At 38.1% G+C, this 14,102-nt stretch carries 9 protein-coding genes and 2 pseudogenes; all 11 read left to right on the forward strand.

Annotated features, from left to right (window positions below; translation table 11 throughout):
* The first annotated feature begins 113 nt into the window (after positions 1 to 113).
* The gene (mtaA, locus tag PWQ49_RS01035; protein WP_300606576.1) at positions 114 to 1,133 is read left to right on the forward strand and encodes a methylcobamide:CoM methyltransferase MtaA; all 1,020 of its coding nucleotides are present in this window, start codon (positions 114 to 116) and stop codon (positions 1,131 to 1,133) included.
* A gap of 58 nt (positions 1,134 to 1,191) precedes the next feature.
* Positions 1,192 to 2,799, forward strand: a complete 1,608-nt coding sequence (locus PWQ49_RS01040; RefSeq protein ID WP_300606578.1) for a methylamine methyltransferase corrinoid protein reductive activase — start codon at positions 1,192 to 1,194, stop codon at positions 2,797 to 2,799.
* Between the two features lies 1 nt (position 2,800).
* The gene (locus tag PWQ49_RS01045) at positions 2,801 to 3,901 is read left to right on the forward strand and encodes a GTP-binding protein (RefSeq protein ID WP_300606581.1); all 1,101 of its coding nucleotides are present in this window, start codon (positions 2,801 to 2,803) and stop codon (positions 3,899 to 3,901) included.
* A 172-nt stretch (positions 3,902 to 4,073) separates the two neighbouring features.
* Positions 4,074 to 6,938 carry a PAS domain S-box protein gene (locus tag PWQ49_RS01050; RefSeq protein WP_300606583.1) on the forward strand — a complete coding sequence of 955 codons (2,865 nt, stop codon included), beginning with the start codon at positions 4,074 to 4,076 and terminating at the stop codon, positions 6,936 to 6,938.
* A 61-nt stretch (positions 6,939 to 6,999) separates the two neighbouring features.
* Positions 7,000 to 7,764, forward strand: a pseudogene (gene mtaC / locus PWQ49_RS01055) (methanol--corrinoid protein MtaC).
* Positions 7,765 to 7,778: 14 nt separating this feature from the next.
* Entirely contained in the window at positions 7,779 to 9,164 is a 1,386-nt protein-coding gene (gene mtaB / locus PWQ49_RS01060; RefSeq protein WP_300606722.1) for a methanol--corrinoid protein co-methyltransferase MtaB, read from the forward strand.
* Positions 9,165 to 9,693: 529 nt separating this feature from the next.
* Positions 9,694 to 10,464 (forward strand): methanol--corrinoid protein MtaC, encoded by a 771-nt coding sequence (mtaC, locus tag PWQ49_RS01065; RefSeq protein ID WP_300606586.1) that lies wholly within the window; start codon positions 9,694 to 9,696, stop codon positions 10,462 to 10,464.
* A gap of 12 nt (positions 10,465 to 10,476) precedes the next feature.
* On the forward strand, positions 10,477 to 11,859 hold the full coding sequence (mtaB, locus tag PWQ49_RS01070) for a methanol--corrinoid protein co-methyltransferase MtaB (protein WP_300606588.1): 1,383 nt from the start codon (positions 10,477 to 10,479) through the stop codon (positions 11,857 to 11,859).
* 223 nt (positions 11,860 to 12,082) lie between these two features.
* Positions 12,083 to 12,667 (forward strand): acetate uptake transporter, encoded by a 585-nt coding sequence (locus tag PWQ49_RS01075; protein WP_300606591.1) that lies wholly within the window; start codon positions 12,083 to 12,085, stop codon positions 12,665 to 12,667.
* Positions 12,668 to 12,748: 81 nt separating this feature from the next.
* A complete protein-coding gene (locus PWQ49_RS01080; protein ID WP_300606593.1) occupies positions 12,749 to 13,603 on the forward strand; it encodes a cation transporter dimerization domain-containing protein in 855 nt (284 codons plus the stop codon).
* Positions 13,600 to 14,067, forward strand: a pseudogene (locus tag PWQ49_RS08255) (hydantoinase/oxoprolinase N-terminal domain-containing protein); the annotation flags it as partial. The gene PWQ49_RS01080 and the pseudogene PWQ49_RS08255, both read left to right, overlap by 4 nt.
* Positions 14,068 to 14,102 lie beyond the last annotated feature (35 nt).

Here is a 14,102-nt window from a genome sequence, read left to right on the forward strand (position 1 = left end):
AATATATGGCATTTTCAAAAAACAAATATTTATATACATAAAACACCAACGCAGCAATAGTCAAATAAGCCCATCATAATGGGTTCATACATGTAGATTGGAGTGAATTAGTTATGGAAAAATTAGATCCAAAAACACGATTGATCAATGCGTTAACTGGGCAACCTGTTGATATGGCACCTGCAGTTTCAGTAACTCAAACTGCAATAGTGGAATTAATGGAAATGACCGGTGCTGCATGGCCGGAAGCCCATACAAATGCTGAAAAAATGGCAACTTTGGCAGTTGCTTCACATGAACAAGGAGGTCTTGAAGCTGTAAGGTATCCTTTCTGCCTGACAGTATTGGCAGAAGCAATGGGATGCGAAGTCAATATGGGTACAAACAACAGGCAACCATCGGTAACCGACCATCCTTACAAGAGTGGAATTGATGGACTTCAAGCCCCTGAGAATCTGGCCGAAACTGGTAGGGTTCCTATTGTTCTTGAAACAGCAAAAATTGTAAGAGAAATGGTTGGTGAAGATATACCAATAATTGCAGGCATGGAAGGGCCTGTAACACTGGCATCTGATCTTGCAAGTGTGAAAAAATTCATGAAATGGTCAATCAAGAAACCTGATGACTTTGAAGCCATTCTTGATTTTGCTACAGATGCCTGTATAGAATATGCTAGCCTGTTGCTTGATAGTGGAGTAGACATGATCTGTGTTGCAGATCCGGTTGCATCTCCTGATCTCATGGATCCATCTACATTTGATTCTATACTGAAATCACGGCTTATACGCTTTGCTGATAATATAGATTGTGTTAAGATCCTACACGTTTGTGGGAATGTTGAACCTATTCTTGATATGATGGCTGATTGCAAATTTGAAGGCCTCAGCATTGAAGAGAAAGTACCAGATCTCAAAGCTGCAAAAGAAACAGTAAAAGGACGTGCAACCCTTGTAGGAAATATATCCAGTCCCTTCGTAATCCTTGCAGGCACGCCCGATGACGTAAAAGAAAATGTTCGGAAGGCACTTGATGGTGGAATTGATGTAGTTGCTCCTGGCTGTGGTATTGCACCAAATTCTCCGCTTGAAAATGTGAAAGCTCTGGTTGAGGGCAGAGATGAATACTATCTTTAAAAATTTATGTAAAGATGCTTCCTCTTGCATCTTTACATAAATTTTCAACGGTGATACCATGAAAATCGGAGTTGCAATTGATCTTGGAACAAGCGGATTTCGTGCCCAGAAAATCGATCTTGATTCTGGTGAAATTAAAAAAACTGTAATCACTATGCGAAATCCTATACCTGGTGCCAATGTGATGGATCATCTGGATTTTGCTGTAACTTATGGCCAAGATCTTGCGCATGATCTTATGATCAATGCTTTCAAAAACATAATTGATAAACTTGAAGTTTCATCATCTTTAGAGCGCCTTGCTATCTGTGGAAATCCCATCCAATTATCTCTTTTCCAAGGTATTCCAATAGATGATCTGGCATATGCCGGTCAGAGAAAGAAAGAAAAAGACAAGATTAAAGAACAGGAACGAAATGCAGTCATTATTAACGCAACCGATATTCATGGACTCGAAGATTTCAATAAATGCCGGGTTTTTATTCCCCCCGCAATTAAACATGAGGTCGGAGCTGATGCTCTTGCTCTTATCCTGAAATCCGGCATGCTTGAAAAAGATGAAATTGCCATTGCTACTGATTACGGAACAAATGCTGAGATGGCATTGAAGGTTAATAACGTTATATATACAGGTTCTGCGGCGGCGGGCCCTGCTCTTGAAGGACAGGAGATAAGTAATGGAACTATTGCCAGACCATTTGCAATTTCGGATGTTTCGTTTAATCAAAGTGGGTTACAAAACTTCGTTTTAAATGAAGATATGGATACAATTCCCGGAGATATTGTAGATCCTGAAACGGGAACTGTGATTAATGAGGGTCAGATTGATGCCCGTGGAATTACTGGAACTGGTGTTATTGCTTTAATTGATGAATCCATCAAAAATGGATTGATAGTTCTTCCTCAAATTACTACCAAGGATAAATTGATTCATTTACAGGATGGTCTTACCTTTACTGAAAAAGATCTGAAAGAAGCAGGAAGGGCTATTGGTGCATTGCGTGCCGGGCATATTGCTCTGTGTAATGCCGCAGGTATTGGAATGGATGAAATCGAAACCGTTTATATGTCCGGTGCTGCGGGAACTTACATGGATGCAGCAAAGGCGCATTCAATTGGTATGGTTCCGTATAGTGCCCAAAAAGTGTGCCAGATAGGTAATACTTCACTTGCAATGGCTCGCGAAATCCTTCTATCGGAAGAAAGGTTGTGGGAATTACAATCTATTGCCAGGGAAATTGTCGGTACACATGTAATGTTTGCAACAGATAGTGCATTTAAAGATGCTTATATCCTCGAATTGTCCTACTGGGGAGAGGGGATGCCTTTTAAGGCCCTGAAAAAATACCTAAAAAAGAAGGGCCTACCAACAATTGATATTTCCAGTTCTAAACCAGTAATTGAAAAATGGGTGGAAAAAGACATTCCAGTTCTGGGTGAAGAAGGATTGCATGTTCTTGATAAAGTTGGCACCTATCTGCAAATGGAAATCGAACATTGCACATCGTGCCATGAATGCATGAAAGTTTGCCCAAATGAAGCATTATCGGTTGAAGATAAAACTGTCAGGATACGTACGGATCTGTGTGATGGTGCACATTGCCAGAAATGTATGCATGCTTGCCCACAGGATCTTTTGGACTGGAATTTGCTCCAGGTGGTCTAATATGAAAAATATGAAAGTTCTTGTAATTGGTGGTTTTCTTGGAAGCGGGAAAACTTCAACTATCCTCAGGGTAAGTGAGTTTCTTGGAAAGAAAGGTGTAAAGGTTGCAATAATTGTTAATGAGATTGGGGAAGTGGGTATTGATGGTGACGTAATATCAAGCTATGGTTTTGATAGTATTGAACTCACAAGCGGATGTATTTGCTGCACCTTAAAGCGAGATCTACGCTACACCATCAATGCTATAATAAAAGACTACAACCCTGATTTTTTGTTAATAGAACCTACAGGAATTGCTTTTCCTGCAGTAATCAGGGATGAAATAATGCTGATGAATCTGGGCAATGTTGACTTTGCTCCTCTAGTAACATTGATCGATGGCAGCAGGTTCAAGGATCAGATGAAAGAAATAAAACAGTTTTCAGAGAGGCAAATAATTGACGCGGAAATTCTTGCCATAAATAAAGTAGATATTGTTGAAGATCTATATGTTTCCATTATAGAATCTTCACTAAAGGAGATGAACCCAAAGGCGAGAATAGTGCGCTATTCTGCAAAATCTGATTCAATTCCTTTTTCAAATTTTATGGATCTTTTACTTGAAAATAACGTCAATTCAGGAAAGAATACTCCAAAAGTTTTGGAGCAGCCAAAAGAAATCAATTCAATCACTGCATCGGGCATGGCGACCTATGCTGCAGAGTTTATTTTGATAAGAGGTAGTCTCAATACAAAAGATGCAGAGGACATTTCCTGCATACTCCTCAAAAAACTAAGGGAAAAAATTGCTGCATTAAATCCATCATTTATCGGCCATGTAAAATCGGTACTGAAAACAAACACAGCTACAATAAAGGCAAGTACCACTGCTTACTATGAAGAACCACAAGTAGAAAGTTTTGAAAGCTTCAATTCGTCAATGTCTGTGAAAATTCTTGCAGCGGTATCCAACATTGCCAGTAAGGAGCTTATTGACTCCATTGATTTCTGTGTTCAGGAAGTATTTACACAAAATGACGTTCCCATAGTAAAGAATGTTGTTCAGAAAAGTCACAAGCATAAAAACTCTGTTGAGATTATAAATATATGTAACGATATTTGAGTTGCTCACATCTAAATACCAAACCACTTGTAGATTGGAGTAAGGAAGGAAGTGATACTTAGATGTGAGCAAATATTATCATTAATTGCGAACATATATAAGTTTGTAACTTCAAAACGGCATTTTAAATTAAATACCGCTTTTGATTACAAATTTATTACCGGACTTAAGTATGGGAAATACAACTATGATCAAAAAAGGCGGTGATGGAGGTGAAAATGCTCTTGTAAGCCGCTTTGTTACAGAAGATAATAGCAATCACATAGCATCGACTGCAGAAGATCTGGTGTCAATTTTTTCAGAATGTTTAGAAGATTGCATTCTTGTTGTCAAGGATTGCCGAATAGCATTTGCAAACAAGAAATTTTCTGAAATTGTAGGAAAAGAGATACAGGATATTTTAGGGACTTCTTTTTTGGATTATTTTGCTGTCGAATATCGCAGAATGGTTAAAAAAAAATACGATCAGCGAATCAAGAAAAATACAAAGGTAACAATATCCTATGATGTGGAAATTGTGGGAACTAATGGTTCCTTATATCCTTTTGATCTTTCTACATCACTGGTTACGCTTTCTGGTGAACCAGCTGTTTTGATAACTCTGCGTGAAATAACCCAACGTAAAATTGTGGAAGAAAATTTTAAAGAAACAGAAAAAAAGTTTCGTGCAATTTTTGAAAGCAATCCTGTGGGAATAGTTTACTTCAACAAAGAAGGTTTAATTGAAGATGCAAATGAAGCATTTAGGGAAATATTTGATTTCTGGGAAAATAAATCCACTCTTAATAACAATATTCTTGATTTGGTAGCTGATGATACATTAAAGAAGTTTGTTCTGGAAATAATGAAGGGCAAATCATTATCGTGTCATGGCGAGTATCAATTTGAAGCTAATCAAAGAATTAAATCAATCAAATTGTTGTGCAAAGCTTTTCTTTTAGACGGTAATCTTCAGGGTGGAATAGGAATTTTTGAGGATGTAACGCTTCAAAAAACAGCTGAAAAAAGTTATCGTTACAATAAGAAGCGTCTAAAATTACTTTTAGAATTAAGCCAGATGAATTACGTGAATTTTGATGATATTGTCAGGATTGCATTGGTAAAAGCAGTTGATTTTACATCAAACAAATCGGGTTTCTTTTATTTTCTTGAAAAACCAGAGGGAATAAAAGAAGAAGTATATTCATTTTCGCTGACCGGAAAGAAAAAAAGTAAAGAAAAGATCATTAATTATACGCAATCACTTTTTTCAACCACTACCGAAAATCAACTGAAAGAAAATAGAATTTTAATTCCTATTTACGAGAATGAAAAACCTGTTTTTGTTGCAGGTTTTGATAAAGACCTAATATATGATGACATGGAAACACGACATCTCAATCTATTGGTACATGATATATGGTCAATTTTCCAGCATAAATTATCCGAGCAGGCATTAAAAGCTTCAGAGAAAAAATACTCTACTCTTGTTGAAAAGGGAAATGATGGGATTATAATAATCCAAGATGGAGCTCTACGATTTGCAAACTCAGTATTTACTGAGCTTGTCGGGGAGAAAAGTGATGAATTGTTGGGTACTGAATTATCCTCTTTTGTTTCTGAAGAATACAGAAGAATGGTTCACAAAAAATTCAGCAAAATCCCTGATAATCCGGATCTTTTCCAGAAAAAACATGAGATTGAGCTTGTATCAAAAGACGGGAAACTTATTCCTGTAGAAGTGAGTTCCTCAGTTATTGTTCATGAAAATAAACCTGCAATAATGGCTATTATAAGGGACATTACTGAACAAAAGGAAAAAGAAAAAACTCTGATTGAAACTCTTGATGCCCTTAAATTAATGCAATCGGTTATACGCACAAGCCCTGCAATTGTTTTCTTCTGGAGTCCAAAAGAAAATTGGCCGGTGGAATTTGTTTCATCGAATATTGAAAATTTTGGTTACAAACCGGATGAATTCATTTCGGGAAAACTTCGGTACGGAGATATAATTCATCCTTCAGATCTGGAAATGGTTCAAAGAAGAGTTGAGGATTATTCCAAGAAAAAAGCATCTTCTTATGATCTTGAATACCGAATAATTACTAAATCCGGAGAAATCCGCTGGGTAGAAGAAAGAGCGTCAATTCAATATGACAGCATGGGTCGATTAAGTCACTATCAGGGCTTAATTCTGGATATTACAGAAAGGAAAAGGATCAACAGTTTCCTGAATATCGAAACAGATATGGGACAATATTTTACTCCTGCGGGGGATATCCATGACGTTTTTGTTCATCTTCTTGATATAGCATTACACATAGAAGGAATTGATTGCGGTGCACTTTATGTTGTAGATAAAACATCAGGCAACCTTAATATTGTTGCACACAAAAACCTTTCAAATATATTTGTAGAAAAGTTCCAAGGTCTTGATAGTGAATCACTTGCCGGTAGATTCTTAACAGTTGATTATCCAGTATATATGCTCTTTCCTGAAATATATCCTTTATCTCGTGACAAAGACATTCCAGATAAGCTTCTTGCAAGTGCTATTTTACCCATAAGGGTCAGGAATAAATTAACAGCAGTCTTGTTTGTTTCTTCCCATCAAAATTATGAGATAAGCATTCCTATTAGGGAATCACTGGAAAATGTTGCAGATCAGATTGAAGCAACAATGGAAAGAATTGGAAAAGAGGCTGATCTAAGCAAAAAGCAATACGATTTACAGATTCTTTTTGATACTATAGACGAACTAATTTTCGTGATTGATACTGAAGGTTGCATTGTTTATAGTAACCAAATGGCGTCAGAAGTACTTGGTTTTGCAAAAGAAGAACTCACTGGCATGAGTTTTATTAAACTTCAGCCGCATAATCAGGTTCTTGAGGCAGCTAAGGCCTTCAACACCGCTTTGCAAGGCTCAGATGTCAAGACAATTTTTAATTTATCTGATAAGAATGGAACGTTGATAAAGCTGGAATCTTCTCTTAAACTTGGAGAATGGAACCACAAAAAAGCAATCATAATAGTAAGTCGAAAGGTAGGGATATAATTCAATAGAAAATATATTGTGACATATTACAAAGTAGTGGTTATTTGGGAGGTTCATAATTTTGCTAGAAGTTAATCCGGATTTACTTATTACTCGTTATAATGTACTTGCAGAAGAAGAGATGACTCCAGAAGAAGTTGCTGAGCAATTATATCCGGCTGATCCTAATTTAAGATCAATTGCAAGAGCCGTTTTTAATGGAGATGAGGACGATGTTGTAGCAAATATTAAAGATGCAATTGATCAGGGAAAAGATCCTATCTCCCTTATCAACGATGCCTTGATGGAAGGAATGTCAGTTGTTTCAACATTGTATGATGATGGAATGCTCTATTTACCTGATGTTATTATATCAGCCCAAGCTATGATAGAAGGTATTGAATACTGCAAAGAACATTCCACAAAAGCACACGAATCAAAAGCAAAAATCATATCTTACGTAGTTGAAGGAGACATACACGACATCGGAAAACAGATTGTAACTGTACTTTTACGCGCAAATGGATACGAAGTTATTGATCTGGGTAAAGATGTGCCTGTGTAGGAGGTCATAGCTGCTACAAAGCGCGAAAAACCTATTATGCTTTCAGGAACTGCACTTATGACAACTACAATGCATGCTTTCAAAGAAGTGAATTCAAAACTACTTGAAAGTGATATTGATGTTCCGGTGGTTTGTGGAGGCGGAGCGGTTACCCAGGATTTTGTATCCCAGTACGAACTTGGTGTTTATTGTGAAGAAGCAGAAGACGTCCCCAAAATAGCAGATTCCATTCTCAAGGGTATGGATGTTAAGAAATTAAGAAGTACATTTCACAAACACTAACCTGAGGCAATATGATGGGAATTGGAAAATATAACACAATGGCATACAAAGATGCAGATGATCTTCTTTTCGGAGAATCTCTATACCCTGTCAAAACCGGATTGGATCTGGAAATTGGCGCCGGATACACTACAGCTGAAATTAATTATGCACCTAGACCACAGTCTGGTGAAAGCAAAGAATCCTTGATTGATGAATATGAAAGGATTACAAGAGATATTATGCAGAGGATGGTTCAGGTTGGCTTTCAGTCAGTTGTACTTGAAACCGAACATGTTCACCAGATGACAAAAAATCCATCATGGGGCGCTGAAATTGCTGAGGCGCAGAAATCCATTTTGGAAGATTATCATGATAAATATGGAATAAAATGTGCACTCAGGCACACAATCGCAGATCTCAGAATTGACAGCCATGGTGTGGATCTACGGGGAGATTCTTATGATTTATTAATGGAATCATTTGAAGAAGTTTCATCTTCTGGTGCGGATATGGTTGCAATTGAATCTCTTGGAGGCAAAGAAGTATTCGATCATTCCATTTTGCGAAACGATATAAGCGGTTTATTATTTTCAATAGGGGTGCTTGGTACACTTGATGTTGGGTATATCTGGAAAGACATTTGCAAAATATCAAAGAAGCATAATGTGATCCCCACAGGAGATACCGCCTGTTCCCAGGCAAATACAGCGATGTTTATTGCAGGGGGTATGCTTGATATGAAGCTCTCACATACAGTTGCAGCCATTGTGCGCGGAATGTCGGCAGCCAGATCTCTGGCAGCTTATGAGGCTGGAGCTATGGGTCCTGGAAAAGATTGTGGTTACGAGAATACTATAATCAAAGCGATTACCGGAACACCCATTTCTCAGGAAGGGAAGGGATCTACTTGTGCACATTCTGATTTTATGGGCAATCTTACCATGCAATGCTGTGACCTGTGGTCCAATGAATCGGTTGAATACCACGGAGATTTTGGCGGTACAACTGTGCAGTGTTGGGGCGAGACACTTGCATATGACTGTTCTATGATGAATACTGCACTTGTAGCAGGTTATGGGAAAATGCTACGCGATATCCTAATGGCATCCGATAGATATCGTGATCCTCAGTCATTTATTTTAGCCTATGATAATGCATATCGTATTGGAGAAACGATTGTCAACCATGCGAGTGATATTTACCTGCGTACCATGGATGCTGCCTTAGTGTGCTGTGATTTGATAGAAGATGCATCAAAGGGCTTACTTCACCTTTCTAAATTTGAGAAAGCCACTTTAAAGAAAACCAAAGCAGATTTACACTCACTAAGCATGGAAACAGATTTATTTATCGATAAATGTTTGAGTACCTATAGCAAAGAAGTAAGTTCTTTTAATCCTTCCAATTACGATCTGTAACAAATACTTGTAACAAATACTTACTTTTTTGACTATTTCGTTTTTCAGAGTGTTATTTTTAGCGTCTAGAAAATGGGTTCTATATAACATTTATCCTTCAATTAACCCTCTCTTTAGGCTAAAAGTACTTTTCTCAAAGAAAAACGTTGTCTTGTGGCGGCTTTCTTTTTACTAAGTTTTTTAGTTTATTTTTAACAACCGTTTTTTATATATACTTGTTTTATTTCCGAGTTCAAAATTAATAATATATAAGTAAATCGATTTGTTTATGTAGGTTTCTTATGTGTATATATTAAAATAGTTTCAAAAAACCAATCAGCAGCAGTTATAATCCACAATGAGTACTTCAGTTAATATTTTAAATTTAAGGGTAATCTTAATATATATAAAATTGCACATCGGTATATTTAAATAGTATGCGATGCCTCAATTAAATGAGGTTTGAGTACAAATCTCACATGTAGATTGGAGGGGGGGCAATTTCGTAAGATATTGCCTTCATTTAAAGAAATAAGGAAGGAAGTGTATTATGACCAGTTTAGAAATAGAACCAAACACTATTCTGGTACGGTACAACGTCGAAAAAGAAAAATCAATGAGTCCTGCTGAAGCAGCTGAAGAGCTGTATCCAAAGGATGAATTGATTCGCCCAATTGCAGAAGCAATTTTTGAAGGCGAAGAAGACGATGTTGTAGACGGTCTCCAGAAAGCAATTGATGCCGGAAAAGATCCTATTGCATTAATTGACGATGCATTGATGGTAGGCATGGGTGTAGTCTCCAAACTTTACGATGAAGGTGTAATTTTCCTGCCAAATGTAATGATGTCTGCGGATGCAATGCTTGAGGGTATCGAATTCTGTAAATCCAAGTCATCTACCGCCCCTGTTGCAAAAGGCAAAGTTGTGTGCCATGTTGCAGAAGGAGATGTGCATGATATTGGAAAGTCCATTGTTGTAGCTCTCCTGAGGGCCAACGGTTTTGATGTTGTCGATCTCGGTCGTGACGTACCTGTTGATGAAGTTGTTGAAGCTGTAAAAGCCGAAAAACCAATGATGTTAACTGGTACTGCATTGATGACCACCACAATGTTTGCATTCAAGGCGGTAAACGACAGGCTCCTCGAAGCTGGAATAAAAATTCCATTCCAGTGTGGTGGAGGTGCTGTGAACCAGGACTTTGTATCTCAGTATGAACTCGGAGTCTATGGTGAAGAAGCAGCTGATGCACCAAAGATGGCACAGGCAATCCTTGAGGGTAAGGATCTTGATGCACTGAAGAAGCAGTTCCATACACACTAAGAGGTGATCAAAATGGCAATAAACAGATACACAAAGATGGCATATGCAAGTGCAGACGACATGATTTTTGGTAATGCAACTGCACCTGTAAAAGCGGGTCTTGGCTTAGAGATTGGTGGAGGTTACACCGTCCCTGAGGTGAATTATGCACCCAGGCCGGAAGCAGGTGCAACAAAGGAGAAGCTCGTGGAAGAATACGAGCGCATTACCCGGGACATTATGGCAAGAATGGTCCAGATAGGAGCTCCTGCAGTTGTCCTTGAAACCGAACATGTCCAGCAGATGACCAACAACCCCACATGGGGCGGTGAAGTTGCTGCAGCCCAGAAAGCAATCATGGAAGACTATCATGATGAATACGGTATCAAATGTGCACTCAGGCATACTCCAGGGGATATTCGTGAAGACCGTGACTACCTGCAGCTTCGCGGGGACAAATACGATGTCCTGATGGAATCATTTGAAGAAGTCGCTTCAAACGGTGCAGATCTTCTTTCCATTGAAACAATGGGCGGTAAAGAGGTCTCTGACTATGCAATCCTGAGGAATGATATTGCAGGTATGCTCTTTGCAATCGGCTACCTCGGAACTACTGACATGGATATGATCTGGCAGGATATTACAAAGATTGCAAAGAAGAACAATGTCATATCAGCTGGTGATACTGATTGTTCCGAAGCAAACACTGCAATGTTTATTGCAGGCGGTCTTCTTGACAAGAACCTGGCTCACACACTGGCAATTATTGCAAGAGCTATCTCCGCTGCAAGATCACTCGCCGCATATGAAGCCGGTGCAGTTGGTCCTGGTAAGGACTGTGGTTATGAAAACACAATTGTCAAGTCAATTGCAGGTGTTCCAATTGCACAGGAAGGTAAGACATCTACCTGTGCTCACTCTGACGTGATGGGTAACCTTGTAATGCAGTGCTGTGACCTGTGGTCTAACGAATCAGTTGAATATCATGGTGAATTCGGCGGTACTACAGTCCAGTGTTGGAGCGAATCCCTCGCATATGACTGTGCCCTGATGAATGTTGCCCTTGAAACCGGCAATGCAAAGGTCCTCAGGGACATGATGGTCCTTTCTGATAAGTACAGGGATCCACAGGGATACATCCTTGCATACGACAATGCTTACAAGGTTGGTGAGGCAATTGTTAAGGATGCCAATGATATCTACCTGCGTGCAAAGAATGCAGCAGTTGAGTGCGTAAATCTGCTTACAAACGCAGATCCAAAGCTCCAGATGACCAGATTTGAGAAGAATGCTCTCAAGGATGCAAAGGAAGCTCTGGACGGACTCACAGATGATACTGACCAGTTTGTCAGTGATTGTCTTGAAACCTACAAGGCAGAAGTTAAAGTCTTCAGACCAGAAAACTACGATCTCTGATCTCTGAGGATTAAAGTAGAAAGTAGACATCTAGCTGCAGATCATGTAACATTCAAATCTCTCTGCATGATCTGCAGCATATCACCACATTCATCCACAACCTCCTATAAAGTCATCCTTTCAAGAAGGTGATAAATGTCAACAACCTCCTTTAACTCCTTTATTTTTTTTTATTAATTATGTTTGCTATATTTACTATGATTTGTAACAGGTGATTTTCATTATGGATATTGAAGAAAATGAAGCTAAATTAAATATTGTGGATAATACTGCAAACCCTGCAGCACTTGGATTTACGGGTTTGGGTTTATCTGCATTTCTTTTAAGCCTTACATATGTGGGTTTATTCCCACTGGATACAATGATAGTTTCGATGGCCATTTTCCTTGGCGGTTTTGCCCAAGTATTTGCCGGAATAATGGCTTGGAAGAAAGGTGATGTGTTTGCTGGAACAGCATTTGGAGCATTTGGTTTGTTCTGGTTTTCCCTTGCAGGATTAATAATTATTGATAGCCTTGGATGGGCAGCATCTCCAACGCCCATTGCAATGGCAGCGTATCTTGCAATGTGGGGAGTGTATACTCTGGGAATGTTAATTGCAACATTAAAGCTGGGAAGCCGTGCAATTCAGTTTGTGTTTGTCACACTGTTTGTTTTGTTCATTCTTCTTGCTATGGTAAATGCAGGAAGTGGTGGACTGTTATTTATTGCCGGAATTGACGGACTGTTGTTGGGATTAGCATCTCTTTACACAGCACTTGCCATTGTACTGAATGAAGTTTATGGGAAAACCATATTACCGATATAATTTCCTGTTTCCTGTTGTCCCATAAATCACCGTAGATGCCCCTTTTCAGGGCATCTCCTTTTCACAAAAAAGGGTTTGAAAATGTACCGATTTCCTAAAACAACAAAAATCTTTTTTCCAATAACTGCTCTTTTGTTATCGTTATTTTTAATTGCAGTCGGATATTTCGTTCAAGTTCTTTATGTTGAAACAATTGGTTTCTATTGCTTTTTCTTTGTTATTTCCATAATGATACTAGATTTTCAAAAATATTTAGCACTAAAAACTCCGGATAGTCATCACCCATATGGTTACACAAAATATGCCTCAATGATTCAACTTCTCATTTCAATTGTTTTTCTGGGATTTGTTGTATTAACGATTTGGAAAACCTTGCTGGAGAAGACTATCAGTGATTCATATGTTTTTATTCAAAGTCATATACAAGTATTGATAGGAATTATTCTGATCCTTAATATATTATTAATTCAAAAAATCCAAAATAAATCTGATATGAATGTTTTTTCAAGAAAAAGCACATTGATGATTTTATCCCCATTTTTTATGATTCTTATTTTTCTTTTGATCCATGTTTATCCAAATCTTGATTTTATTTCATCATTGATTTTATTATTGGTTTTGCTTAAGATGTCGAGTGGTACAATTGTAAGAAGTATCGACGAGCTTTGTGACCATTGTTGCATACCTGAAAAACACATTAGTGAGCTTGTAAAGCAGGTAGAGGAAGTGAATGCAGTATACAACATAAGAACGTATGGAACCAAATATAGTATCTTTGTTGATCTTCAGGTTGCACTTGATCCTGATATGCAATTAATTGATGCAAAACCTGTTCTGACAAACATTAAAAAAATACTAATTCAAAACTATACATCAATTTCTGATGTTACAGTTCATATTAGACCTTATTTAAAAAATTCGGATGTGAGTATATGAAATATGGCCTTGGGATAGACGCCGGTGGAACATATACTGATGCGGTAATTGTTGATCTGGAAAGTGGAAAAGTAATTGACTCAAACAAGCAATTAACAACATACCCCAACATACTGACGGGTATAGAAAAATCAATTGACGGCATTCTCCCCTCATTTCTTGAAGAAATTGCAGTTATTTCCGTATCCACCACACTTGCTACAAATACGGTTCTTGAAGGCACCGGATATCCCGTTGCATTAATCCTTATAGGTGAACACGGTACGTAGGAAAAAGAGTATCCTTCAAAGTATATTAAATGTATATCCGGTGGTCATGATCAGGACGGAGTTGAACTTGAGCCACTTGACGAGAAAAGTGTGGCAGAGTTCATAGATTCAGTTAGAGATAAAGTATCCTCATTTGCGATCTCTTCCTACTTCAGTATCCGAAATCCGGATCATGAATTAAGGGCAAAAGAAATAATCCTTGAGAAAATTAAAGATGTACCGGTTGTTTG

The organism is Methanohalophilus sp. (assembly GCF_030156785.1).
GTDB lineage: Archaea > Halobacteriota > Methanosarcinia > Methanosarcinales > Methanosarcinaceae > Methanohalophilus.

Bases quoted from the DNA above. Each gene is read 5' to 3' on its own strand.
- PWQ49_RS01040 (WP_300606578.1), top strand. From the start codon at position 1,192: ATGAAAATCGGAGTTGCAATTGATCTTGGAACAAGCGGATTTCGTGCC.
- PWQ49_RS01050 (WP_300606583.1), top strand. From the start codon at position 4,074: ATGGGAAATACAACTATGATCAAAAAAGGCGGTGATGGAGGTGAAAAT.
- PWQ49_RS01045 (WP_300606581.1), top strand. From the start codon at position 2,801: ATGAAAAATATGAAAGTTCTTGTAATTGGTGGTTTTCTTGGAAGCGGG.
- mtaC (WP_300606586.1), top strand. From the start codon at position 9,694: ATGACCAGTTTAGAAATAGAACCAAACACTATTCTGGTACGGTACAAC.
- mtaB (WP_300606588.1), top strand. From the start codon at position 10,477: ATGGCAATAAACAGATACACAAAGATGGCATATGCAAGTGCAGACGAC.
- PWQ49_RS01075 (WP_300606591.1), top strand. From the start codon at position 12,083: ATGGATATTGAAGAAAATGAAGCTAAATTAAATATTGTGGATAATACT.
- mtaB (WP_300606722.1), top strand. From the start codon at position 7,779: ATGGGAATTGGAAAATATAACACAATGGCATACAAAGATGCAGATGAT.
- PWQ49_RS01080 (WP_300606593.1), top strand. From the start codon at position 12,749: ATGTACCGATTTCCTAAAACAACAAAAATCTTTTTTCCAATAACTGCT.
- mtaA (WP_300606576.1), top strand. From the start codon at position 114: ATGGAAAAATTAGATCCAAAAACACGATTGATCAATGCGTTAACTGGG.